The 24,358-nt window shown below is 40.0% G+C and carries 21 protein-coding genes, 1 other RNA gene and 2 other annotated features; of the genes, 18 read left to right on the top strand and 4 right to left on the bottom strand.

Going from position 1 to position 24,358, the window contains the following annotated elements:
• Nucleotides 1-36 precede the first annotated feature (36 nt).
• Entirely contained in the window at nt 37-2,235 is a 2,199-nt protein-coding gene (locus tag BDR01S_RS05510) for a RelA/SpoT family protein (protein ID WP_066363052.1), read from the top strand.
• 13 nt (nt 2,236-2,248) lie between these two features.
• The gene (dtd, locus tag BDR01S_RS05505) at nt 2,249-2,692 is read left to right on the top strand and encodes a D-aminoacyl-tRNA deacylase (protein WP_066257831.1); all 444 of its coding nucleotides are present in this window, start codon (nt 2,249-2,251) and stop codon (nt 2,690-2,692) included.
• 131 nt (nt 2,693-2,823) lie between these two features.
• Here the strand turns inward: dtd and BDR01S_RS26720 are convergent.
• The 3 genes from BDR01S_RS26720 to BDR01S_RS05485 form a co-directional block, all read right to left on the bottom strand.
• Nucleotides 2,824-4,391 (bottom strand): IS3 family transposase gene (locus BDR01S_RS26720; RefSeq protein ID WP_418303031.1). Its coding sequence is split into 2 segments (ribosomal slippage): nt 2,824-3,740 and nt 3,740-4,391, totalling 1,569 coding nucleotides; the frame shifts between segments, so codons are not numbered across the junction.
• Between the two features lie 32 nt (nt 4,392-4,423).
• On the bottom strand, nt 4,424-5,707 hold the full coding sequence (locus tag BDR01S_RS05490; RefSeq protein WP_066363049.1) for an IS3 family transposase: 1,284 nt from the start codon (nt 5,705-5,707) through the stop codon (nt 4,424-4,426).
• Nucleotides 5,708-5,837: 130 nt separating this feature from the next.
• On the bottom strand, nt 5,838-7,160 hold the full coding sequence (locus BDR01S_RS05485; protein ID WP_066257824.1) for an N-acetylmuramoyl-L-alanine amidase family protein: 1,323 nt from the start codon (nt 7,158-7,160) through the stop codon (nt 5,838-5,840).
• A 168-nt stretch (nt 7,161-7,328) separates the two neighbouring features.
• On the opposite strand from BDR01S_RS05485, the gene BDR01S_RS25680 reads away from it, so the two are divergent.
• From BDR01S_RS25680 to BDR01S_RS05455, 7 genes are all read left to right on the top strand, one after another.
• Entirely contained in the window at nt 7,329-7,505 is a 177-nt protein-coding gene (locus BDR01S_RS25680) for a hypothetical protein (RefSeq protein WP_169801412.1), read from the top strand.
• 61 nt (nt 7,506-7,566) lie between these two features.
• Nucleotides 7,567-7,808 (top strand) — a binding site (T-box leader).
• Between the two features lie 78 nt (nt 7,809-7,886).
• On the top strand, nt 7,887-9,158 hold the full coding sequence (gene hisS / locus BDR01S_RS05480; protein ID WP_066257819.1) for a histidine--tRNA ligase: 1,272 nt from the start codon (nt 7,887-7,889) through the stop codon (nt 9,156-9,158).
• 14 nt (nt 9,159-9,172) lie between these two features.
• Nucleotides 9,173-10,942, top strand: a complete 1,770-nt coding sequence (gene aspS, locus BDR01S_RS05475; RefSeq protein WP_066257818.1) for an aspartate--tRNA ligase — start codon at nt 9,173-9,175, stop codon at nt 10,940-10,942.
• A 66-nt stretch (nt 10,943-11,008) separates the two neighbouring features.
• A non-coding RNA gene (gene ssrS / locus BDR01S_RS05470) (6S RNA) lies at nt 11,009-11,205 on the top strand.
• Nucleotides 11,206-11,364: 159 nt separating this feature from the next.
• Nucleotides 11,365-12,132, top strand: coding sequence for a tRNA threonylcarbamoyladenosine dehydratase (locus tag BDR01S_RS05465; RefSeq protein WP_066257814.1), 768 nt, complete (start codon nt 11,365-11,367; stop codon nt 12,130-12,132).
• 394 nt (nt 12,133-12,526) lie between these two features.
• Nucleotides 12,527-13,456 carry an ABC transporter ATP-binding protein gene (locus tag BDR01S_RS05460; RefSeq protein ID WP_066257813.1) on the top strand — a complete coding sequence of 310 codons (930 nt, stop codon included), beginning with the start codon at nt 12,527-12,529 and terminating at the stop codon, nt 13,454-13,456.
• Complete coding sequence (locus tag BDR01S_RS05455; protein ID WP_066257811.1) at nt 13,449-14,390, top strand: ABC transporter permease; 942 nt, start codon at nt 13,449-13,451, stop codon at nt 14,388-14,390. The genes BDR01S_RS05460 and BDR01S_RS05455 overlap by 8 nt, the downstream gene beginning before the upstream one ends.
• Nucleotides 14,391-14,444: 54 nt before the next feature.
• Here the strand turns inward: BDR01S_RS05455 and BDR01S_RS05450 are convergent, their stop codons facing one another.
• Nucleotides 14,445-15,716, bottom strand: coding sequence for a replication-associated recombination protein A (locus BDR01S_RS05450; protein ID WP_066257810.1), 1,272 nt, complete (start codon nt 15,714-15,716; stop codon nt 14,445-14,447).
• A gap of 167 nt (nt 15,717-15,883) precedes the next feature.
• Between BDR01S_RS05450 and cymR the strand changes: the two genes are divergently transcribed.
• The 9 genes from cymR to BDR01S_RS05410 all read left to right on the top strand — a co-directional run bounded on the left by cymR (nt 15,884) and on the right by BDR01S_RS05410 (nt 24,011).
• The gene (gene cymR / locus BDR01S_RS05445) at nt 15,884-16,303 is read left to right on the top strand and encodes a cysteine metabolism transcriptional regulator CymR (RefSeq protein ID WP_066257809.1); all 420 of its coding nucleotides are present in this window, start codon (nt 15,884-15,886) and stop codon (nt 16,301-16,303) included.
• 44 nt (nt 16,304-16,347) lie between these two features.
• Nucleotides 16,348-17,490: a cysteine desulfurase family protein gene (locus tag BDR01S_RS05440; protein ID WP_066257807.1), complete on the top strand. Its 1,143-nt coding sequence runs from the start codon at nt 16,348-16,350 to the stop codon at nt 17,488-17,490.
• Nucleotides 17,491-17,530: 40 nt separating this feature from the next.
• Nucleotides 17,531-18,649 (top strand): tRNA 2-thiouridine(34) synthase MnmA, encoded by a 1,119-nt coding sequence (gene mnmA, locus BDR01S_RS05435; RefSeq protein WP_066257805.1) that lies wholly within the window; start codon nt 17,531-17,533, stop codon nt 18,647-18,649.
• Between the two features lie 99 nt (nt 18,650-18,748).
• On the top strand, nt 18,749-19,402 hold the full coding sequence (locus BDR01S_RS05430; protein WP_066257802.1) for a tetratricopeptide repeat protein: 654 nt from the start codon (nt 18,749-18,751) through the stop codon (nt 19,400-19,402).
• Between the two features lie 33 nt (nt 19,403-19,435).
• On the top strand, nt 19,436-21,883 hold the full coding sequence (recD2, locus tag BDR01S_RS05425) for an SF1B family DNA helicase RecD2 (RefSeq protein WP_066257799.1): 2,448 nt from the start codon (nt 19,436-19,438) through the stop codon (nt 21,881-21,883).
• Nucleotides 21,884-21,916: 33 nt separating this feature from the next.
• Nucleotides 21,917-22,393 (top strand): PRC-barrel domain-containing protein, encoded by a 477-nt coding sequence (locus tag BDR01S_RS05420; RefSeq protein ID WP_066257797.1) that lies wholly within the window; start codon nt 21,917-21,919, stop codon nt 22,391-22,393.
• A gap of 11 nt (nt 22,394-22,404) precedes the next feature.
• Nucleotides 22,405-22,596, top strand: a complete 192-nt coding sequence (locus tag BDR01S_RS05415) for a YrzR-like zinc ribbon domain (RefSeq protein WP_066257793.1) — start codon at nt 22,405-22,407, stop codon at nt 22,594-22,596.
• A gap of 85 nt (nt 22,597-22,681) precedes the next feature.
• A complete protein-coding gene (locus BDR01S_RS24775) occupies nt 22,682-22,816 on the top strand; it encodes a YrzQ family protein (protein ID WP_082797309.1) in 135 nt (44 codons plus the stop codon).
• 103 nt (nt 22,817-22,919) lie between these two features.
• Nucleotides 22,920-24,011, top strand: a complete 1,092-nt coding sequence (locus BDR01S_RS05410; protein WP_066257791.1) for an AI-2E family transporter — start codon at nt 22,920-22,922, stop codon at nt 24,009-24,011.
• Nucleotides 24,012-24,060: 49 nt separating this feature from the next.
• Nucleotides 24,061-24,287 (top strand) — a binding site (T-box leader).
• Nucleotides 24,288-24,358 lie beyond the last annotated feature (71 nt).

Here is a 24,358-nt window from a genome sequence, read left to right as displayed (position 1 = left end):
ATATAAATAAAATGAGACGAAAATAAAGGTGATTTCATGGCGAATGATCAAGTGTTAACAGCCGACCAAGTCATCGACAAGACTCGGAATTATTTAAATGATGAGCATGTAGAATTAGTGGAGAAAGCATACGAATTTGCAAAAAATGCTCATCGTGAACAATACCGAAAATCGGGCGAACCGTACATTATTCACCCAATCCAGGTGGCTGGAATCCTAGCTGATTTGGAGATGGATCCTGCTACGGTTGCAGCAGGTTTTCTTCATGACGTCGTTGAAGATACGAGTATATCTTTAAAAGATATCGAGACCTCTTTTAATGACGAAGTGGCGATGCTTGTCGACGGCGTAACAAAATTAGGGAAAATTAAATATAAATCTCACGAGGAACAGCAAGCAGAAAACCACCGGAAAATGTTTGTGGCAATGGCTCAGGATATCCGGGTCATTCTTATTAAGCTTGCCGACCGTTTGCATAATATGCGGACACTTAAACATCTTCCTTTAGAAAAGCAGCGTCGGATTTCAAATGAAACACTTGAAATTTTCGCACCTTTGGCACATCGTCTTGGTATTTCTAAGATTAAATGGGAATTGGAAGATACAGCTTTAAGATATTTAAATCCGCAGCAATATTACCGGATTGTTAACTTAATGAAAAAGAAGCGTGCCGAACGCGAGCAATATTTAGTAGATGTCATTGAAGAAGTAAAGCACCGAATGGGAGAAGTGTCCATTAAAGCGGAACTTTCCGGACGTCCGAAGCATATTTATAGCATTTATCGAAAAATGGCTTTGCAAAACAAGCAGTTTAGCGAAATATATGATTTATTAGCTGTACGAATTGTCGTAAATAGCATTAAGGATTGCTATGCAGTCCTAGGAATTATTCACACTTGCTGGAAGCCTATGCCGGGCCGTTTCAAGGATTATATCGCGATGCCGAAGCCTAATATGTATCAATCCTTGCATACAACCGTCATCGGTCCAAAAGGGGACCCGCTTGAGGTTCAAATTAGAACCTATGAGATGCATCGAATCGCAGAATTCGGGGTTGCAGCACACTGGGCATATAAAGAAGGTAAAGAAGCACTAAATGAAAGTACTTCTTTCGAACAAAAATTGACCTGGTTCAGGGAAATTCTTGAGTTTCAAAATGATACTGCCAATGCGGAAGAGTTTATGGAGTCGTTAAAGATCGACTTATTTTCCGATATGGTTTTTGTATTTACACCAAAAGGTGATGTTATTGAATTGCCGTCTGGTTCAGTTCCTATTGATTTTGCTTATCGAATCCATTCCGAAATTGGCAATAAGACAATAGGTGCAAAAGTGAATGGCAAAATGGTGACGCTAGATTATCGGCTTAAAACTGGTGATATCATTGAAATCCTTACATCGAAACATTCTTACGGTCCAAGTCAGGACTGGTTGAAGCTAGCGCAAACATCCCAAGCGAAAAACAAAATCAGGGCTTTCTTTAAGAAGCAGCGCCGTGATGAAAATGTTGTTAAGGGCAAAGAGATGGTTGAAAAAGAAATTCGTAATATGGAATTCGATATTAAAGAAATATTGACCTCAGAGAATTTGAAAAAAGTTGCCGAAAAGTTTAATTTTTCCAGTGAAGAGGATATGTATGCAGCGGTTGGTTACAATGGTGTAACCGCCTTGCAGGTGGCAAACCGTTTAACCGAAAAATGGCGTAAAAAGAGAGATCAAGACCAAAGTTCGAATATTTCGAATGCCATAACGGATCTCAAAACCTTTCCATCCACAAAAAGACGTGAATCAGGTGTTCGAGTTTCCGGTATTGATAATTTACTGATTCGGTTATCAAGGTGCTGCAATCCAGTTCCAGGTGATGAGATTGTTGGTTTTATTACTAAGGGCCGCGGGGTATCCGTTCATCGTTCGGACTGTACGAATATTGACTCGAATGATGCGCAGCAAAGGTTAATCCCAGTTGAATGGGAATCTTCTTTAAATGACCGGAAAGAATATAATGTCGATATTGAAATTAGTGGATATGACCGTCGTGGGGTTCTGAATGAGGTGCTTCAAGCGGTAAATGAAACGAAAACAAATATTTCTGCCGTTTCCGGTAAAACGGATCGAAATAAAATGGCAACGATTAACATGTCGATAGCCATCCACAATGTAGCCCACTTGCAAAAGGTGGTTGAACGGATTAAACAGATCCCAGATATCTATTCAGTACGACGAATGATGAATTAAGGAGTTTCAAAACATGCGTGTAGTTGTTCAACGAAGTAAAGCTGCCAGCGTGACCGTTGGCGGGGAAGTAACTGGTCAAATATCAAAGGGGTTCGTTTTACTTGTTGGTGTTACCCATGCTGACAAGGAAGAGGATGCCGTCTATTTAGCCGATAAAATTGCTAACCTCCGTATTTTTGAAGATGAGAATGAAAAGATGAACCTGTCATTAGTAGATGTTGGCGGTGAAATTCTGTCAGTTTCGCAATTTACCCTTTATGGGGATTGCCGCAAGGGCAGGAGGCCAAATTTCATGGATGCCGCTCGGCCAGACCAAGCCGTTCAGCTTTATGATTTTTTTAACAGCTTGCTGCGCGAAAAAGGCATCCGTGTAGAAACCGGCATCTTCGGTGCGATGATGGATGTTGAACTCATTAATGATGGTCCCGTGACATTGATTCTAGAAAGTAAAGTATAAAAAAGGCTTGGCACTTTTGAACTGGCACCTATGTCAAGGACACATGAAAAAAAGACTTAAGAAGCTAGAAGATGATTCCTATATTGTGAACTAGCACCCGTCAAGTAGACAGCGGAAATAAATAAATGACACTAAGCGGCTTTAGTCCTGTATTCTAAGGGGCTAAGGCCGTTTAATCTTTTTTGTAATCGCTCATAATTATAAAAATGTATGTATTCATCAATGTCCTTCTTCAACTCTTCTAATGTACTGTATTTATTTAGATAATACTTCTCACTTTTCAATGTTCCCCAAAATGCTTCCATGGGTCCATTATCTATACACCTTCCTACCCTTGACATACTTTGTACTATTTTTGCTTTATCAATTTTTATTTTAAATGTTGGAGAGGTGTACTGAAATCCCCGGTCACTGTGGAGGAGGGGAGTGGCACCCTGGTTGGCCTCCAATGCCAAATCGACGGTTTTAAACACCAATGGATTATTATTGGAAGTGCCTAACACATAGCTTACAATTGAACCGTCATGCAAATCTAAAATCGCACTTAAATACGCCTTCTGTGAGGATCCGTATTTCATTTCAGTCACATCTGTCAGCCATTTTTCATTTGGCTTTTCTGCTTTGAAATTTCTGTTTAATACATTCTCGGCCACATGTTGGGGAGTGCTAGGTTTATACTTTTTGCGCTTTCGTCGGATAACTGACTGGATCCCGGCAATCCTCATCAGTCGATATACGCGTTTATGGTTTATCGACTTTAATCGGTTACGGTTCAGGTTCATCGTAATCCGGCGATATCCATAGATTCCATCCACCTTATTATATAAGTCGATAATTTCCTTTAGTATTTCCTCATTCAAATTTTCATTTTTTGAAGGGCTGCGATCTAGCCACTTATAATAGGCTGAACGTGAAATTCCTGCAATCTCACATAATAGCACAATGGAGAAATTTTGGTGCTTATGCAGTTCCTGAATAGCTACATATTTATCGGTTAATCGAGTCTGACTTAGAGATGCTTCTTTAATCGCCTCCTTTCGAGTTCCTCCAACTTTTTTAAGAATTCATTTTCTGCCCGAAGACGTTCATTTTCCCGCTCCAACCGCTTCATTTCGCGCTGGAACTTCTCCTCAGGAGTTAATTCAGGCTCTGACTTACCCCGACCCCGTTTATCTTGTAGACCGTCTTCTCCTTCCTTCACATACTTCTTGACCCATTGATACACCTGTTGATAAGAGACTTTAAAAAGCTCCGCTGCCTCGTGATAATTTTTTTCGTGCTGTAGACAGTGCATAACAATTTCCAAACGTTCTTCAAGCGTGGTAGACCGACCTTTAATCATAGAGTTACTCATCCTTTGCGTCGCTTTTAATTCTCTATGATCATTATAATTCTTTATCCATTTCTCCAATACTGATTTGCCGGATATTTCATACTTACGTACGATCTCAGTCATAGAATGGTTTCCTGAAAGGTAATCGAGAACGGCGGCCGTTTTCACCTCTTTAGAGTATCGTTTCCATCCATTTGAATTTTGAAGTCCATCCATTCCATAAGTCTGAAAGAGATAAGTCCATTTTTTGATGGTTTCTTTAGATATATTATATTGACTACAGAAATTGGAAACCGAAGTTTGTCTTTCCTCAAAATCGACTATTAACTCATACTTTTCTTGTGCATTAAAAGTATTTTTTGCCATAAAAAAACCCCCGATAAAGTAAACAGATTTTTTTATTTCATCTGTCTACTATATCGGGAGCATATCAAAACCATATAATGGTTTATTTTCGCCTTTAGTTCTTTTAATGTCTTACAGGATTGATAATCTACCTCATCTTTTAGATGACCAAAAAACGACTCTTGAGGGGCATTATCCCAACAGTTTCCTCTCCTAGACATTGACTGACCTAGTTCATATTTTTTTAGAAGTTTTTGAAACCTTGGGCTTGTATAATGGCTTCCTTGATCTGAATGGATAAATGCATCAGAATCTAAACTAATTTTCTTGTTATTCATTAATTTGTGGATGGTTGTGGTTGCGATATCTAAAGTAATGCGGTCTGAAACATGATAAGCTAAAATCTCATTAGTGGAGGCATCTTTTACGGTTGACAAATAAGCCATATGTTTTCCGTTATATGGTAAATATGTAATGTCAGTTAATAATACTTTTCCTGGAACTCCTTGCTTAAATTCTCTGTTTAGCTTGTTTGGAACGACCTGATGTTCCTTTGTTGCTTTAGCTATTTTTTTATAAGGGTTTGCCTTCCTGTGTGGGCAAACAATCCCATATTTGTTCATAATTCTTTGTATCTTTTTTCTGCTAATTTCAAGACCATATTCATTCTCTAGTATCATTTTGATCGAGCGTGAACCTTTCTTATATCCACGACGATTAAACGCCTTTAGAATCATTTCCTTCGCCTCTAAGTCCATTTGTTCGCTTACCAATCGACTTTCAGCTGCTTTTAGGTAACTGTAATATCCAGAACGAGAAACCCCTAAAAGCTTACAGAAATACTTTGTCATCTGCTTATACTGATTTTGCTCTATTGTGTCATTAATCAACTGAAATATTTTACTTGTTTCTAGGTTTTGACCGGTACTTAGCAGCCTCCTTTCTGTCGTTTCTAGCTTTTTTAACAACTCCACCTGGCCTTCTAGCAGCTTAATTCTTGCTTCTTGCCTCTCAATAATTTCAGCTTGAGAAAGTTCACGTTTCATAGGCCTGCCCGAAGAAGTTTTCCGAGTGTCTGTAAGGCCAACCAAACCATCTTTTTTATATGCATTATTCCACCTAAATGCTGCCTTCGTAATTCTCCCAATACCGATAATATCTATATCAAAGCCATTCTCTTCAAAGATCTGCCTCGGGAGTTTTCCTGCCAAATATTCATCCATAAATTTATTTTTAAAATCATCCGAATATGTAATAGCTAGACTGCTAACACGCTGTACATTTGGATTTTTTTTAAGTATTTTTATTTCTTTATCCGAAAATGTTTTTTTGCTCATAGTCGTTCCCCTAATCCCCATATCTTTAAGATTTAAGTATATAAAAAAATACCTATAGATAAAACACTCTTTTTCAAGTGTCCAATCTATAGGTACCATATTATTTAGTGCTAAGCCTTTTTTATGCTTTTTAGTTGTTTTCTTTAAAATATCGAGCGAGTCCGTCGTACATACCCGAAGCTGCATTTTCTTGGAATCCATCTGACTTTATCGTCATTTCTTCTTCCGGGTTGCTTAAATATCCTAGCTCGATAAGAACGGCTTTTTGACTATTTTCACGAATCACATGGAAATCTCCAAAACGTACCCCACGGCTCTTCAATTTCGTTTGCCCAACTGTGGATGCAAAAATAGATTCAGCGAGCGCTTTTTGAAAGGGATGATAGTAAAACCCTGTCGTCCCGCGAACACTGCGGTCTAAATTGCTATCGTAATGAAGGCTGATAAAAGCATCGGCATTGGTATTACGTGCCATGTTCACTCGGGCGGGAAGCTGCAAGTAGGAATCATTTTTTCTCGTTAAATAGACATTGGCTCCAGCCACTTTTAATTTATCAAACAGGAGCTGGCTTGTCCTAAGTGTTAGTTCTTTTTCAAATGTTCCGCTAACACCAGTAGCCCCTTTGTCTTCGCCGCCATGCCCTGGATCGAGAACAATGGTTTTATTTTTAAGATATTCCTCGGCACCCGGCCTTTTAATCTGTGGGTTTGTTCCGTTAATAGAAACAAGCCAGCCAGCCACATAACCTAATTTTCCGTTGTTTAGTTTTATCTCATACCAGTCATTGATTACAGTATTAACGTGAAATTTACCGCCTTTATTGGCACGCTCGACGACTGCCGATTGCACGTTTGGTCCTTTTCGGATATTTGTCCCGGTATGGATGATTGTAATTATCCTTTCTTTCACAGCTTGTCCAGATTGAGATTTCACTGTTTTTTTTTCAAGAAACCATCCTGCTACCCAGCCGAAACTACCAGTCTTGTATTCTATTTTTGCCCAATTATTCTGCTCGTCTACTATCGTAAAACTTTGCCCCATAGAAACTGAACCAAGCAGGGGTGTATTTAATGAGGGACCTGACCTTACACTAAGGCTGTTAGCCGTTACCGTTCCAGTAATGCTGCTTTTCTGCTTTGGAGTCGAGCCTGGCTTGGCATCTGACGATTGGCTGTCAATAAACTCAGAACTAACCCACCCTCTTAAATTTGTAAAGCCAACGTCTAACCAATTATTTTGTGTAGAATAAATGATTACACTTGTGCCATGGGCTAGTTTACCGATTACAGGGCTTGATGTAGAGGGTTCCTGCCTGATATTTAAGGTATCTACGTTGACGATACCTGTATTTATGGATATAGAATCGGTCGCTGCCACGCTTTTTCCTTGAGGCAGGAAGGCGCCGAAAATAAGAATAATCGATAATAGCAATAAACTTGATCTATTGACCATAAAACCCTCCTTTAGCTATTTATTTAATTTTAGCTTATTGAAAGCTGAAAATCATTCCCAAATTGCCAATATTGACCATTTTAAAGAGAAATCTTAACCTGTATGCAAGATTTTCACTAAGGTTGGAAATAATATTAGTAATTGAAGAAAAGGCAGAGGTGATTAGAAATGAGAGCAAGTGAAAAAGGAATGAACATCCAGTCAATGGAAGGACGACTTTTCGGAGTTGATTTTCATGATTTTATTCAAAAAGAACAGAATACGAACTCGTTTGAACTTGCATCAGAATTTGGTTTAACGATTGGGGATGTCAGAAAGTTAAAAAAACATTTAGAAAGATCATAAATCGCTATTGACATTACCAGCGATGCTCCGTAATATTAATAAAATAAAATGACAAATTGTGATATAACCAATGATGGAGCATAGTAATTAAGCGCAGTCATGAAAAGAGAGGAAATGCCCTAGGCTGAAAGCATTTCTACATGAATCTTAATGAAGGAACACTCCGTAGGCTTCTCTCTGAAAAAGCATCAACTCTAGTAGGAGAAGAACGTAGCAGGCGTTAACTGTTAAAGAGGAAGTGCATGAAATCTATGCCTTCAACTAGGGTGGCACCGCGGGATTATTATAACTCTCGTCCCTTGTATTCATACAAGGGATGGGAGTTTTTTGTATTGTAAAAGATTCCTTACATAAAAAATCATAATAAGGAGGTTTTCCACTATGTCCATAAGCATTCCTCGTGGGACGCAAGACATTTTACCTGGAGAGGTAGAAAAGTGGCAACTGATTGAAGCAAAAGCTCGTGAACTTTGTGAGAAATATCAATATAAAGAGATTCGCACCCCGATTTTTGAACATACCGATCTTTTTTCCAGAGGTGTTGGCGATAGCACCGATATTGTTCAGAAGGAAATGTACACATTTGAAGACAGAGGGAAAAGAAGCCTCACCCTTAGACCAGAAGGAACGGCAGCGGTCGTTCGCTCTTATGTCGAGAAAAAAATGTTTGGTCTGCCTAACCAGCCTGTAAAGCTTTACTATATGGGACCCATGTTCAGATATGAACGCCCTCAAGCAGGACGTTTTCGACAGTTTGTCCAATTCGGGATTGAAGCATTAGGCAGCAATGATCCTGCTATTGATGCCGAAGTAATTTCTCTCGCAATGAACTTATACAAAGAAATGGGTTTAAAAAAGCTGAAGCTGATCATTAATAGTTTGGGTGATAAGGAAAGTCGGAACGCCCACCGTGAGGCGTTAGTAAATCACTTTAAACCAAGAATCGGCGAATTTTGCCATGATTGTCAAAATCGTCTCGAAAAAAATCCACTTCGTATTCTGGATTGTAAAGTGGACCGCGGACATGAATTAATGAATACAGCTCCATCTATTCTAGAGTTTCTAAATGATTATTCAAAGAACTATTTTGAAAAATTACAGCGCTATTTAACTCAGCTTGATATTCCCTTTGAAGTGGATGCAAACTTAGTGCGTGGGTTGGATTATTATAACCACACAGCATTCGAAATTATGAGTAATGCTGAGGGCTTTGGGGCAATTACCACGCTTTGTGGCGGGGGCCGTTATAACGGTCTATCGGAAGAAATTGGTGGTCCCGAAGCGCCTGGTATCGGCTTTGCCTTAAGTATTGAACGTTTTATTGCTGCCCTTAATGCAGAAGGAATTGAGCTCGAGATTAACGAAAGCATCGATTGCTATTTAGCTGCACTAGGTGAAGAAGCTAAGGAGTACACTGTCGGCCTGTTGCAGCAGTTGCGCAGGGCTGGTTTTTCAGCAGAGCGAGATTATTTGGACCGGAAAATTAAAGCTCAATTTAAAGCGGCGGATCGATTAAAAGCAAAGTATGTTGCTGTACTAGGCGATGAAGAGCTCAAAAATAATAAAATCAATGTAAAAAATATGGCAACAGGTGAGCAAGTAGAAATTGATTTAGCAAGTTTTATTAAACAATTCCAAGAGTTGCAGGAATAAGGGGAGGAAATTTCATGTTTGGCAGATCATATTTTTGTGGGGATGTTCCTGAATCGGCAGTTGGCGAAAAGGTAACCTTGAAAGGCTGGGTCCAAAAAAGACGTGACCTGGGCGGATTAATATTTATCGATTTACGCGACCGTTCTGGAATTGTTCAGGTTGTCTTTAATCCTGATTTATCGAAGGAAGCCTTGCAAATTGCTGAAAAAATTCGTAACGAGTTTGTTTTAGATATTGTGGGTACGGTGGTAGCCCGTGACGCTTCAACCTTCAACGAGAATTTGAAAACTGGTAAAATTGAAGTCCATGCAGATAAAGTAACAATCATTAATGAAGCGAAGACACCGCCATTTTTAATTTCTGACAAAACAGATGCATCCGAAGATATCCGCTTAAAATACCGGTATCTAGACTTCCGTCGTCCCGTTATTTTTGAAACCTTAAAAATGCGTCATCAAGTTACAAAGCAAATCAGGGATTACCTTGACAGTGAAGGCTTTTTAGATATTGAGACACCTATTTTAACAAAAAGTACTCCAGAGGGAGCACGTGATTATTTAGTTCCAAGTCGTGTTCATCCCGGCGAGTTCTATGCCCTGCCACAATCACCGCAGCTTTTTAAACAATTGCTTATGGTGGGTGGGATTGAACGTTATTATCAAATTGCACGCTGCTTCCGTGATGAAGACTTACGTGCTGATCGTCAGCCTGAATTTACCCAAATCGATATTGAAACAAGCTTCCTAAGCCAAGAAGATATCATGGGCATGATGGAAACAATGATGACGAAGTTAATGAAAGAAGTAAAAGGAGTAGACCTGCCAGCTGCCTTCCCACGCATGACCTATGACGAAGCAATGAGCCGGTTTGGATCAGATAAACCGGATACCCGTTTCGGACTAGAGCTTGTCGACCTATCAGAAATCGTCAAAGACTCAGGCTTTAAAGTGTTCGCTTCGGCAGTGGCAAATGGCGGACAGGTTAAAGCAATCAATGTAAAAGGTGCAGCTGACAACTACTCACGTAAAGACATTGATGCCTTAACAGAATTTGTTGCTGTTTATGGAGCAAAAGGACTTGCTTGGCTTAAAGTGGACGAAGAAGGACTAAAGGGGCCAATTGCAAAATTCTTCTCTGAAGATGACACAAAGGCACTTACGAGTACGCTTGAAGCTTCGGCAGGAGATTTGCTACTGTTTGTTGCCGATAAGAAAAAGGTTGTTGCCGATGCATTAGGTGCCCTTCGTCAAAAGCTAGCGAGAGAGTTGGATCTCATTGATCCAAGCCTGTTCAATTTCTTATGGGTGACAGATTGGCCGCTCCTTGAGTACGATGAAGAGGAAGGCCGCTATTATGCCGCCCATCATCCGTTTACTATGCCGTTTAGAGAAGACCTAGAGTATTTAGATACTGATCCTTCAAAAGTTCGCGCCCAGGCTTATGACATTGTCTTAAATGGTTATGAGTTAGGCGGGGGATCACTTCGAATTTTTGAACGTGATATCCAAGAAAAGATGTTCAGCATACTTGGATTTACACCTGAAGAAGCAAGGGAACAATTTGGGTTCTTGTTAAATGCGTTTGAATATGGAACACCGCCACACGGGGGGATTGCCCTTGGTCTTGACCGATTAGTTATGCTGCTTGCCGGCAGCACAAATTTAAGAGATACGATTGCTTTTCCAAAAACCGCAAGCGCGAGCTGCTTATTAACGAACGCTCCCGGTGAAGTTTCTGAGGCTCAATTGAAGGAATTAAATCTGTCACTAAATGTTAAAAAATAACAGGAATTCGCTTTCATGAATCCTTGAATCCAGCTCTTTAATATGCTATTATAAAAGCATCAAAGAAGAGTCCTGAAATGTTCGTTACGTTGCCTGAAGTTTTGACCGAACATTATTTATACGGGAATCCAGAGTTTCCTGACTGCGTAAATGCCTCACCCTTTTCGGGTATGGGGACTTACAATTTCGGGAACAGGACACCCACCTGCTGAGTGCGGGATCAAAACTAAGGAATTAAGAGTGACGGCATAATTGGGACTCTTTCTATTTGCTTAAAATCAACCTCCTGTAGATTGCGGGAGGTTTTAATTTGCTTTCTACTTTATTATTCCTATCAAGATACTTGTTTTTAATGACGTGTATGATATATTCTTAATCGGGAAAAAGAAACCTAACGAATTTAATAAATTGGAGTGAATATTATGTTACATCAATTTTCACGTAATGAACTGGCCATCGGTAAAGAAGGCCTTGAAATAATGAAAAATAGCACGGTTGCTGTTTTAGGAATCGGCGGGGTGGGTTCCTTTGCTGCTGAAGCACTGGCTCGTTCGGGAGTTGGCCGGTTAATTTTGATAGATAAAGACGATGTAGATATTACCAATATCAACCGCCAGCTAATTGCACTGCTATCGACTGTCGGAAGACCAAAGGTAGAGATTATGGAGGAGCGGATTAAGGATATTAATCCAGACTGCGAAGTTATCTCACTTAAAATGTTTTATACTGAAGAGACATATGAACAGATTTTTAGCCACAATTTGGATTTTGTCGTTGATGCATCCGATACGATTGTTTATAAAATCCATTTAATGAAGGAATGCTTAAAGAGGAATATCCCAATTATTTCAAGTATGGGAGCCGCTAATAAAATGGACCCTACCCGTTTTAAAATTGCGGATATCTCGAAAACTCATACGGATCCGATTGCGAAAGTTATCCGCACGAAGCTGCGCAAGGATAGAATCCACAAAGGGATTCCGGTTGTATTCTCGGATGAAAGCCCAATTGTGATTCGGGAAGATATTAAAAAAGAAGTTGGAAATGAAAATGCACCCATCCGCAAAGCGCAAATGCCACCAGCATCCAATGCCTTCGTGCCATCCGCTGCTGGTCTAATTATGACAAGCTATGTGGTGCGCCAATTATTAAGCAGCATCAAAATTCAACGTGTATCGGATGAGAAATAAATAGTTGTGGCGCCCTAAACTTTTCTTTGTTTAGGGCTTTTTTTTGTAATTATTTGTTCCATTTCTGTCCTAACCATTTTCTACTTAAAAACTAGCTGCAAATCGGGTGATTTCCCTTGTTTTTATTAGGGAGGTAAGTAGTAACAACAGGTCAATCAGCGAATTTCTTAGTCCAATCAGCGAATTTTGCCATTCAATCGGCGAATTTTTATGTGCAATCGGCGAATTTGTCCATTCAATCAGCGAATCCAGTCATAAAGGAGATAAATTCAACAAATTGTTTGGCAATAATAATCAGCATTTTAGCATTCAGGTTTTCGTGGTTATAATAATTAAGGAAATTTTTTCTACAATAAGATAAACTTAATGAGGTTAGTTAGAGAGGAGAGAAAGTTTGGAAACTATCGTTGAGTTAAAAAATGTTACGAAAGTGATTAAAGGAAGAACCATCATAGATAATATTAGCTTTCAAGTGAACAAAGGCGAGGTATTTGGTTTCTTGGGTCCGAATGGAGCAGGGAAAACAACTACGATTCGGATGATCGTCGGTTTAATAGGTATCACATCAGGGGATATCACTGTTGGTGGATCAAGTATTAAGAGCAATTTTGAAGACGCAGTGCGCCATATCGGTGCAATTGTCGAAAATCCGGAGATGTATAAGTTTTTAACTGGCTATCAAAATCTCATCCACTATGCAAGAATGTCAAAAGGAATTTCCAAGGAGAAAATTGCCGAAACAGTGGAACTCGTCGGACTAACCGACCGAATCCACGACAAGGTAAAAACCTACTCCTTGGGGATGAGGCAACGATTAGGATTAGCCCAATGTCTTTTGCATGATCCACAGGTATTAATTCTTGACGAACCGACGAATGGTTTAGACCCTGCCGGAATAAGGGAAATTCGCGACTATGTCCGCCTCTTGGCCCGTGAAAAAAATCTGGCCGTGATTGTATCTAGCCACTTGCTTTCAGAAATGGAAATGATGTGTGATCGGATTGGGATTATTCAAAATGGCCGCTTGATTGATGTGCAGCTTGTTCATGAACTTGTCCACGGTGAATCTAAAATGACTTATGAAATGGAGGTAGTCCCTAGTGATAAGGCTTTGACGCTTTTGGGGACCCATTATCCTAATGTTCGTGCACACCGTTCAAGGAATGGAATAACAGTTGAGTTACCAAAAGAAGAAATTCCGAATTTGGTAAAAATATTCGTTTCAGAGGATATTCAAGTTTTTGCAATCAAGGAAGTAGCCAAAACGTTAGAAGATCGCTTCCTGGAACTGACGACTGAAAAGGGGGCGCCAAGTCGTGGTTAATTTAATTAAAAATGAATGGATGAAAATTTTCAAACGCCCTGGGACGTATGTGATGATTGCGATACTAATCGTGATTATTTCGATTTTTGGTATTTTTCACAAATACCAGGAACGACAATTCAACCTCGATAAAAATTGGGAACAAACTTTACACCAAGAGAATGTAGCACTAAAGAAGCAAATGGAGCAAAGCAATTCAAAGCTTGAGAAGCAATACTACAAGGAAGAAATTGCGATTAATGACTACCGAATAAAGCATCATCTCCCTTTTAATGAAAAATATAATGTCTGGTCGTTTGTAAAAGATGCGTCACAACTGATTATCTTGGCAGGATTATTTACAATAATCATCTCGGCAGGGATTGTTGCCAGTGAATTCAACTGGGGTACCATCAAGCTGTTATTAATCCGGCCAATCAATCGCAGCAAGATCTTAGCATCCAAATATCTTACTGTTTTGTTATTTGCGTTGTTGATGTTGGCGATCCTGTTTGCTTTCTCAGCTGTTCTTGGTGCTATCCTGTTTGGAACGCCAGATCATCCAGTGCCGTATTTGAAATATGCCAATGGGCAGGTAACCGAGCAAAATATCATTGTTTATCTAATGATTTATTATGGGCTTAGTTCCATTGACACGATAATGCTTGCGACGATGGCATTCATGATTTCAACCGTTTTCCGGAACAGCTCTTTAGCCATCGGCCTTTCATTATTTTTACTATTCACAGGGTCCCAATTTACCCTTTTGCTCTCAAGATTTAGCTGGGCTAAATATATCTTGTTTGCCAACACAAATTTAATGCAATATGTGGACGGAACACCCATGATGGAAGGAATGTCGATGTCATTTTCAGTCATCATGCTACTCGTCTACTATGTCATCTTCCAATTGCTAGCCTTCCTAGTCTTCAAGAAAAGAGACGTTGCCGCCTAAATAGAGAAAAGGGTGTCAGGCACCATGTGAATTTTTCACATGGTGCCTGACACCCTATTTTTTCCTTGTTAGCTTTTCATAAACACTGGCAAGTGCCTGCTCGAATTTTCCGGTTTTCTTTGGTTGGTAGTATTGTTTATTTTTTAATTTGTTGGGTAAATATTGTTGCGGTACCCAGCCGTTTTCATAATCATGCGGGTACTTGTAATCTATCCCTCTACCTAGCTCTTTTGCCCCTTTGTAATGGGCATCCTTTAGATGGTCCGGGACCTCACCGACGATGCCTTTTTGGATGTCTTCAAGCGCGGCCTGGATGGCAAGAACAGCTGAATTGGATTTTGGTGATAAACATAGTTCAATGACAGCATTCGCAAGGGGAATCCTTGCTTCTGGAAAACCAATTCTTTCGGCCGTTTCAATCGCTGCTAAGGTGCGTGCACCTGCTTGCGGGTTGGCTAGCCCGATATCCTCATAGGCAATGACAATTAATCTGCGGCTGATACTCGGCAGGTCACCAGCTTCGATTAATCGGCCCAGATAGTGGAGAGCAGCATTGACATCACTGCCGCGAATCGATTTTTGAAAGGCTGACAAAACATCGTAATGTCCATCTCCATCTTTATCGGCAACAAGGCTCTTCTTTTGCAAACATTCTTCGGCTGTTTCAACATCGATATGTATAGTTCCATCCCCATCTTTATCAGTGGATAGTACCGCTAATTCCAGTGCATTCAAAGAACTCCTTACATCTCCGTTCGATCCTTGTGCAAAATGCATTAACGCTTCATCTTCAATCTCTACCTTTACTTTGCCAAAACCGCGTTCGTCATCTTTTAGGGCACGAATTAAGGCTTGTTTTACTTCCTCCGGGGATAGGGGCTTTAATTCGAAAATCTGACAGCGGCTCCGGATTGCTGGGTTAATGGCATGATAGGGATTACTGGTTGTAGCACCAATTAATACAATCATGCCATTTTCTAAATAAGGTAATAAAAAATCTTGCTTCGCTTTATCTAGACGATGGACTTCGTCGAGGAGCAGAATCACTTTTCCAGACATTTTTGCTTCAGCGGCAACAATTTCCATATCTTTTTTATTATTCGTTACCGCATTTAGTGTTCGAAAGGCGTACTTGGTGCTGCCGGCAATCGCACTGGCAATGGATGTTTTACCAATACCCGGGGGTCCATATAAAATCATTGAGGTCAGCTGTTTGGCCTTCACCATTCTTGAAATAATTTTCCCATCACCGACTAGATGCTCCTGTCCGACAACTTCATCAATCGTTCGAGGCCGCATCCGAAATGCTAAAGGCTTTTGCTGCATTTGACATCTCTCCAAAAAAAGGTTTTTCTAATAGAAATTTAGCTCATATAGCTTAACATTATCATTTTTCCTTGAAAAAGCATATTAAAGAAGAATATGATATACTTTTAATGCCTATCAAGTTACTAAGGATTTTTTTTAATATAGATACGAATAGAGGGTGCGATATGAAAATTTCAACAAAGGGTCGCTATGGTTTAACGATCATGATTGAACTTGCTAAGAAACATGGTGAAGGGCCGACTTCATTAAAAACGATTGCGCAAGCAAATGATTTATCAGAACATTATTTAGAACAATTAATTGCCCCATTGCGGAATGCAGGTTTAGTAAAAAGTATTAGAGGAGCCTATGGCGGCTATATCTTAACAGACATTCCATCAAAAATTACTGCAGGGGATGTTATTCGTGTCCTAGAAGGGCCGATCACACCTGTGGAAGGTATTGAAGACGAAGAACCCGCCAAACGGGGGCTGTGGATTCGAATTCGGGATGCGATTAAGGAAGTTTTGGATAACACCACGTTAGAAGATTTAGCAAATCATAGTAATGATGAAGAACCGGATGGTTATATGTTTTATATTTAGGGTAAAAAGTAACATTGAAGAATTATTTGATAGAAGGTGTAAATGTGGAACGAATTTATCTCGACCATGCTGCTACATCTCCCATGCATCCAAGGGTTATTGAAAAAATGCTCGAGGCGATGAATTCGACGTTCGGAAATCCCTCAAGTATTCATTCCTTTGGCAGGGAAGCACGACAACAAATTGATTTAGCGCGCTCGGTGCTAGCAAACAGCATTGGTGCAAAGGATAACGAGATTATTTTTACAAGTGGGGGAACCGAAGCTGATAATATGGCGTTATTTGGGGTTGCAGAAACCTATCAGCATAATGGCCGGCATATCATTACCTCCGATGTGGAGCATCATGCAGTTCTACACGCTTGTAAAAAGTTAGAAAAAATGGGCTTTGAGGTCACTTATTTACCTGTAGATGAAACAGGTCGAATAGACATGGCTGAACTTCGTGCTGCCTTAAGGGATGATACCATTTTGGTGTCGATCATGTATGGTAATAACGAGGTAGGCACACTCCAGCCTATACTTGAGATTGGACAGTTATTAAAAGATCATCAAGCAAAGTTCCATACGGATGCCGTACAGGCTTACGGGGTTGAAAACATTGATGTCAATGCAAGTCACATCGATTTGTTATCCGTCTCTGCCCACAAAATCAATGGTCCAAAAGGAACAGGTTTTCTTTATGTCAAGTCAAATGTGAAACTGACTCCGCGCTCCTTCGGTGGTGAGCAAGAAAGAAAACGACGTGCTGGAACGGAAAATATTGCCGCGATTGTTGGATTCCATGAAGCAGTTGTAATTGCAAATGAAGGTCGGGAAGCTAAGCGAACAAAATTCTTTGATTTGAAAAAAAGCATGATGGAAAAGCTCCGCGATCTAGATGTAGAATTTGACATAAACGGAATGCTTGAATATTCATTGCCACATGTATTAAACTTAAGCTTTCCTGGGACAAGTGTGGAAGCAATGCTGGTCAATCTTGATTTAGCGGGAATTGCTGTTTCGAGTGGTTCAGCATGCACAGCGGGCTCAATTGAACCTTCCCACGTGCTTGTTGCCATGTTTGGTAAACGCTCAGAACGATTAACCAATTCGATTCGTTTCAGCTTTGGTTTTAATACGACAACTGAGGAAATCATTAAGGCGGCCGAGGAAACAGCTCGAGTTGTTTCCCGTCTCAAAAAATAGATCGACGACGATTTTTGCAGCAAAAGAGAGGTGAAATACAATGGAGAGAAAAGATCCAAAAAATACAAGGGTTGTTGTTGGAATGTCTGGGGGAGTAGATTCTTCCGTGGCAGCACTTTTGTTAAAGCAACAAGGCTACGATGTCATCGGCATTTTTATGAAAAACTGGGATGACACAGACGATACCGGTTTTTGTACGGCAACAGAAGATTATGAGGATGTAATTCGTGTTTGTAATCAAATCGGCATTCCATACTATGCAGTTAATTTTGAAAAACAATATTGGGACAAGGTATTTACCTATTTCCTTGAAGAATATAAAGCAGGCAGGACCCCTAATCCAGATGTCATGTGTAATAAGGAAATTAAATTTAAAGCGTTCCTCGAACATGCCATGAATTTAGGTGCGGACTATTTGGCAACAGGTCACTATGCTCAAGTTGAATATCGTGATGGAGAATATAAAATGCTTCGCGGACTTGACGATAATAAGGACCAAACGTATTTCTTGAACCAGTTATCGCAGGAACAGCTTAGTAAAGTGATGTTCCCGATTGGGAATCTAGAGAAACCAAAAGTGCGTGAAATTGCGAAAGAAGCAAATCTTGCCACGGCTACAAAGAAAGATAGCACGGGGATTTGTTTTATCGGGGAACGAAACTTTAAAGATTTCTTAGGTCAATATTTGCCAGCCCAGCCTGGGAATATGGAGACGTTCGATGGTGTAGTTAAAGGCAAACACGAAGGGCTGATGTATCATACGATTGGCCAGCGTCATGGACTAGGGATTGGTGGTTCGGGTGAACCGTGGTTTGCTATCGGTAAGGACTTAGAAAGAAATGTTCTTTATGTAGGCCAAGGTTTTCATCATGAAAAATTATATTCAGACTCCATTACCGCAGTGGACGTTAGCTGGGTTTCAGACCGGGAAAAACCAGCTGAATTCAAATGTACCGCAAAATTCCGCTATCGTCAGGATGACAATAAAGTGACTGTTCGTTTGTTGGAAGATGATCAAGTGGAAGTTATTTTCGATGAACCAATTCGTGCCATCACGCCAGGACAAGCTGTTGTTTTTTACAATGGCGATGAATGTCTCGGTGGAGGAACTATCGATAAAGTTTTTAAAAATGGTGAACGTTTAACGTATGTCGGATAGTAGTGAGCCTGATTCCTCAAGTGGAGTCAGGTTTTTTTGTTAAAGGTTATTTTTAAATAAAATATGATATACTTTCACTTAGGATTGGAGCTGAAATAAATGGATAAAAACCAATTAGGTGTGCAATACATGCAGGATGGCAACCTGGAGGAGGCTGCGAAAGCCTTTAATGAAGCCATTCAAGAAAACCCAAACGACCCTGTTGCCTATATTAATTTCGGCAATGTGCTTTCTGCTGTTGGCGACGACGAAAAGGCGCTTAATTTTTATCAAAAAGCAATTGAAATAGATGAAAACGCTGCGGCGGCTTATTATAGTATTGGAACCTTGTTATTTAGTAAGGACCTTTTCAACGAAGCCAAGAATATGTTTGAGACAGCTATGAAAAAAGGTCTGCAATCAAGTGACAATTACTTCATGTTGGGACTGACTCTTGTTCAGTTGAACCAAGGGAAATTTGCGCTTCCCTATTTACAAAGAAGCGTCGAATTAAATGAAGCGGATGCGGAAGCACGGTTTCAGTATGGATTATGTCTTGCCCAGTTAGAATTAATCGCGGAAGCAGTGATTCAATTTGAAAAATGTATTGAGTTGGACCCAGAACATTCGGATGCCTATTATAATTTAGGTGTTACCTATGCGTTCCAAGAAAACGCAGCGAAAGCAATCGAAATGTTCAATAAAGCCCTCGATATTCAACCTGACCATTTACTTGCAGGTCACGCAAAAAACCTATTAGAAAGTAATCAATAACTATTCTTATTTTTTCAGAAGGGAGGGAGTTAAATGGAGAAGCAAGATACATTGGATTTATTTGAAGAACAAGGAAAATTCGTAAAGGGCAGACCAATTGTAACTATTTTTCACAATGAACAAAACCTTTACACTGTTTTACGAATAAGAGTCGATGAAACCAATCATCCATATGAGGACAAAGAAGCAGTGGTCACTGGTTATTTTCCAAAAATACATGAACAAGAAACCTATATTTTTTTCGGGGAATTCAAGGATCACCCAAAGTTTGGTCTTCAATTTCACACCAATCATTTCCGAAAGGACATGCCCCAAACGAAACAGGGGGTTATCAACTATTTGTCTGGGGAAATGTTTAAAGGGATTGGGAAAAAGACGGCTGAAAGTATTGTCGAAACCTTAGGTGAAGATGCCATTTCTAAAATTCTCAGTCAGCCGTCATTGCTTGACACCATTCCGAAGCTCCCTCCGGAAAAAGCAAAATCACTTTATGATACCTTGATGGAGCATCAAGGACTTGAGCAAGTGATGGTTGCCTTAAATCAATATGGATTTGGACCGCAGATTTCGATGCGGATTTATCAAGCCTATAAAGACGAAACGCTCGGAATATTACAGAAAAATCCCTATCAATTGGTAGAGGATATCGAAGGAATTGGTTTTGGCCGGGCCGATGAACTTGGCTACCAGCTCGGTATTTCAGGAAACCATCCTGACCGGATCAAAGCAGCCTGTCTTTACATACTTGAGAACGAAAGCATCCAAAATGGGCATGTTTACCTCAATGCAGAGGACTTATTGGAGCAAGTAAAAGCACTCTTAGAAGATAATAAGCGTGATCAAATTGACTATCAGGATATATCCAATGAGGTCATTAAGCTCCAAGAAGAGGGCAAATTAATGGGTGAAGAAAAACGCGTTTACATGCCTTCATTATTTTTTGCTGAAAAGGGGCTTGTGACGAATATCCATCGCATTCTTGAGCAAACCGAATATAAAGACCAATTTCCAGAATCTGAATTTCTGTTATCGTTAGGCAGTTTAGAGGAACGGCTTGAGGTCCAATATGCACCCTCGCAGCGAGAAGCCATCCAAACAGCGTTAATGTCGCCAATGTTGATCTTAACCGGTGGACCCGGGACAGGGAAAACGACCGTTATCAAAGGGATTGTTGAGCTTTATGCTGAATTGCACGGCTGTTCCTTAGAGCCAAAGGATTACCATAAAAAAGGGGAGCCATTCCCATTCTTGCTTGCTGCACCAACTGGTAGAGCGGCTAAAAGAATGAGTGAATCGACAGGACTTCCGGCAGTAACCATTCATCGGCTGCTTGGATTAAATGGTCAGGAAGGATTTGACCATGATGATCGCAGCCCGCTTGAGGGAAAAATTATTATTGTCGACGAAACCTCGATGCTTGATATCTGGCTTGCCAACCAACTATTTAAGGCTCTCCCTGAAAATATTCAAGTTATTCTGGTGGGGGATGAGGATCAATTGCCGTCGGTAGGGCCAGGACAGGTGTTAAAGGATATGCTGGAATCTGAACGGATTCCAACGGTTCGCTTAACTGATATTTATCGCCAGGCAGAAGGTTCGTCGATTATTGAACTTGCCCATGAAATCAAAAAGGGATATTTACCTGCGGATATTACGATGAAGCAAGCCGACCGGACGTTTATCAAATGTTCAACAGCTCAGGTTTCCCAGGTTGTTGAAAAAGTAGCCCTTAATGCAAAGAATAAAGGGTATTCCGCTAAGGATATTCAAGTATTGGCACCGATGTATAGAGGGCCTGCCGGAATTGACCGTTTAAATGTACTGCTGCAAGAAATATTTAATCCAAACCCCGACGGCAGGCGGAAGGAAATTGCTTTTGGAGAGGTGAAATATCGCATCGGTGATAAGGTGCTGCAGCTTGTCAACCAACCTGAAAGTAATGTCTTTAACGGAGATATTGGAGAAATTATCTCGATTATTTATGCAAAGGAAAATACCGAAAAGCAGGATATGATATATATTTCCTTTGAAGGAAATGAAGTCGAATACACTAAGCAGGACTTAAATCAAATTACGCATGCCTATTGTTGTTCCGTTCATAAATCTCAGGGGAGTGAATTTCCGATTGTTGTCCTGCCGATTACAAGAAGTTATTATCGGATGTTACGTAGAAATTTAATTTATACGGCAATTACTAGAAGTAAACAATCGTTAATTCTGTGCGGCGAAGTCGATGCACTTAAAATGGGCGTAGAAAGAGCGGATGAACTCTCCAGGCAAACTACCCTCTGTCTCAAGCTCCAAGAATCGATTGCAGTACCACCAAAGGCTGGAGTAAACCACCAGGAATCAGTCGTTGTTAATCCAACGGAAAGTAAAAATCCTACCGAGGAATTATCCTACGAGGAACAATTCATTCATGAAGATCCAATGATTGGCATGGAAAACCTTTCACCTTATGATTTTATGGTAATTGACTAATACTATAAATGTTCACAGGAGGTGGGACACTCTTTGCGGACATTTTCTTTACTAAAAGGACAGCCTGTTTTTAATACAAAAAGCGGCCAAAAAATTGGTGAAGTTTGTGATTTATGTATCTCCAGCAACGGTAAGGTAAACGGCTTACTGATAAAAAAAGGCGTTTTTTTCAAACAATCCTTTTTTCTGGACATCGAGAAAGTGGCTTCCTTCGGTTTGGATGGAATCATGATTGAGGATAACGGCCATTTGGTAAAACTGAAAGATGATCCGGAATATACACTTACACATCAACATTCTCTAAATGGGATGATGATGCTTTCTAAGAGTGGGGAATCGCTTGGATTGTTAAAAGATGTATATTTCCAGGAAGAATTGGGCACTATTATAGGGTACGAAATCACGGATGGCTTCTTTTCGGAACTTACGGAAGGCAAACAAGTCATTCAATCCGAAAAGCCCTTAGCAATCGGAAAGGATGCCATTATCGTTGACGTAAATAATACGTGAGGTGTCTTTCCATGTTTAAGTGTCCCAATTGTCAAAGCAAGGATATCGGTAAGATTGGTATCAACCAATATTATTGTTGGAGTTGCTTTATCGAACTTTCAGTAAACCAAGGCATAATCAATACCCATCAAGTCGAAGAAGACGGGTCACTAAGTTCCTTAGATGATTTGTTTGAAGAAGAAGAGCGTCGTTACACCATTTAACATAGAAAAGCGGCAAGCTTGAGTTAGATCGTTATCAAAGTTATAGGTTTAAACTTAATTAACGTCTAATAAAGAGGTGAAACGTATGAATAAAATGATGACGACGATGATTGCTTTTGGTGCTGGGATGGCTGCCTATAATGTGGCCTCAAGAAATAATATGATGTCAGCCCGAAATATGAAAAGAATGACAAAGAAAGTAAAACGTGCGATTTTTTAAAACAGAATCCCCCTCGAACTTGAGGGGGATTTTTAATGCAAAATAATCAAATGTATAATTCACCCAAGTGTCTCTAACACTAACCAGAAGGAGGCTATGGAACGTGGAAATTCGAATGAAATGGTATTACCGCATCGGTTTTATACTCCTTTTATTAATTGCCATTTATGTTTTTCTGAAAATCCGTTTTGTATGGCTGCCTTTCTTAAGGGTGGTTGTTATTATTTTGCTCCCCTTTGCCATTGGTGGATTTATAACCTATTTGCTTCATCCGATTGTGGAAAAATTACATCAAAAAGGTCTGCACCGGGGGCTAGCTATTTTTCTAATTTATATTTTATTCTTTGGAGGAATCGGATTTGGCCTTTATAAAGGGGTTCCAGCAATGATCGACCAAATAAAAGATCTTTCCGACAGTGCCCCCGTTTTAGCAGAACAATATAAAGGTTGGATTACTAAGCTTGAATCAAACACGAGAGAATGGCCTGACGGTTTACAAACGAAAATAGATGATGGAATTGATGCCTTTGAAAAAAAGTTAGATTCCCTCTTGACAGTTATCGTCAATCTATTATTGAAGCTTCTAAATTCAGCATTAATCATGATGATCATTCCCTTCATTGCCTTTTATATGTTAAAGGATTTTCCATTGATTAAACGAACATTTTGGTATATAACACCTAAAAATTGGCGGAAAAAGGGGACACTCTTCCTAAAAGATGTGGATGAATCCCTAGGCAGCTATATTAGGGGACAACTCTTAGTCTGTATCATCATAGGAAGTGTTTCAGCGCTTCTGTTTTGGTTATTTCATTTAAAGTACCCGTTAATACTAGGCCTTATCGTAGGGATCACCAATGTCATTCCCTATTTTGGTCCGATTATTGGGGCAGTTCCAGCAGTAATCATTGCAGCCACATCGTCAGTAAAATTAGTAGTGATTACCTTAGTCATTGTTTTTGGCCTTCAATTTTTAGAAGGCAACATCTTGTCCCCCTTAATTGTTGGAAAAAGTCTTCATATGCATCCGTTAATTATTATGATCGCATTAACTACTGGGGGAGAAGTTGGTGGAATCCTGGGACTTATTTTAGCAGTACCGGTCCTTGTGGTGATAAAAGTTGCGATTGTTCACGCGAAAAGTCATTTTATCCGACGGAAAACAAAAGAACCACCTACATTAGTTGAAGATTAATTGACAAACTTTTTTAAGGTGGATATAATTCGTGGTATAGAATAATTGTATGAAAATGTTGAAGGATCAAGTATGTTGTAGACCATCTGTAACGTATTTACGTTGAAGAGAGGAGCTTCCCCGGCTGAAAGAAGCTCTAGATGAAGGACGGCAGAAAGCTAATCCGGAGTGCAGCTAACCACTGCCGTATGCCTGCGTTAAGGGTTTAATGAGAGATGGATACGTTTTTGTATCCGTAATCAGGGTGGTACCGCGAGATAAGCTCTCGTCCCTGTTTTTGGGATGAGGGCTTTTTTGTATGCTTTTTTACATACATTCTAGTTCCAGCGCCCTTGCGCTTTATAAAT

This window comes from Neobacillus drentensis NBRC 102427 (assembly GCF_001591445.1).
In the GTDB taxonomy this organism is placed as follows: Bacteria; Bacillota; Bacilli; order Bacillales; family Cytobacillaceae; genus Neobacillus; species Neobacillus drentensis.
The sequence above is the reverse complement of the archived record's forward strand: the minus strand, read 5'-3'. Positions and strand labels throughout refer to the sequence as shown.

Excerpts from the sequence above, each read along its gene's own strand:
- BDR01S_RS05510 (WP_066363052.1), top strand. The coding sequence starts at position 37 with ATGGCGAATGATCAAGTGTTAACAGCCGACCAAGTCATCGACAAGACT.
- dtd (WP_066257831.1), top strand. The coding sequence starts at position 2,249 with ATGCGTGTAGTTGTTCAACGAAGTAAAGCTGCCAGCGTGACCGTTGGC.
- BDR01S_RS05490 (WP_066363049.1), bottom strand. The coding sequence starts at position 5,707 with ATGAGCAAAAAAACATTTTCGGATAAAGAAATAAAAATACTTAAAAAA.
- BDR01S_RS05485 (WP_066257824.1), bottom strand. The coding sequence starts at position 7,160 with ATGGTCAATAGATCAAGTTTATTGCTATTATCGATTATTCTTATTTTC.
- BDR01S_RS25680 (WP_169801412.1), top strand. The coding sequence starts at position 7,329 with ATGAGAGCAAGTGAAAAAGGAATGAACATCCAGTCAATGGAAGGACGA.
- hisS (WP_066257819.1), top strand. The coding sequence starts at position 7,887 with ATGTCCATAAGCATTCCTCGTGGGACGCAAGACATTTTACCTGGAGAG.
- aspS (WP_066257818.1), top strand. The coding sequence starts at position 9,173 with ATGTTTGGCAGATCATATTTTTGTGGGGATGTTCCTGAATCGGCAGTT.
- BDR01S_RS05465 (WP_066257814.1), top strand. The coding sequence starts at position 11,365 with ATGTTACATCAATTTTCACGTAATGAACTGGCCATCGGTAAAGAAGGC.
- BDR01S_RS05450 (WP_066257810.1), bottom strand. The coding sequence starts at position 15,716 with ATGCAGCAAAAGCCTTTAGCATTTCGGATGCGGCCTCGAACGATTGAT.
- cymR (WP_066257809.1), top strand. The coding sequence starts at position 15,884 with ATGAAAATTTCAACAAAGGGTCGCTATGGTTTAACGATCATGATTGAA.
- mnmA (WP_066257805.1), top strand. The coding sequence starts at position 17,531 with ATGGAGAGAAAAGATCCAAAAAATACAAGGGTTGTTGTTGGAATGTCT.
- BDR01S_RS05430 (WP_066257802.1), top strand. The coding sequence starts at position 18,749 with ATGGATAAAAACCAATTAGGTGTGCAATACATGCAGGATGGCAACCTG.
- recD2 (WP_066257799.1), top strand. The coding sequence starts at position 19,436 with ATGGAGAAGCAAGATACATTGGATTTATTTGAAGAACAAGGAAAATTC.
- BDR01S_RS05415 (WP_066257793.1), top strand. The coding sequence starts at position 22,405 with ATGTTTAAGTGTCCCAATTGTCAAAGCAAGGATATCGGTAAGATTGGT.
- BDR01S_RS24775 (WP_082797309.1), top strand. The coding sequence starts at position 22,682 with ATGAATAAAATGATGACGACGATGATTGCTTTTGGTGCTGGGATGGCT.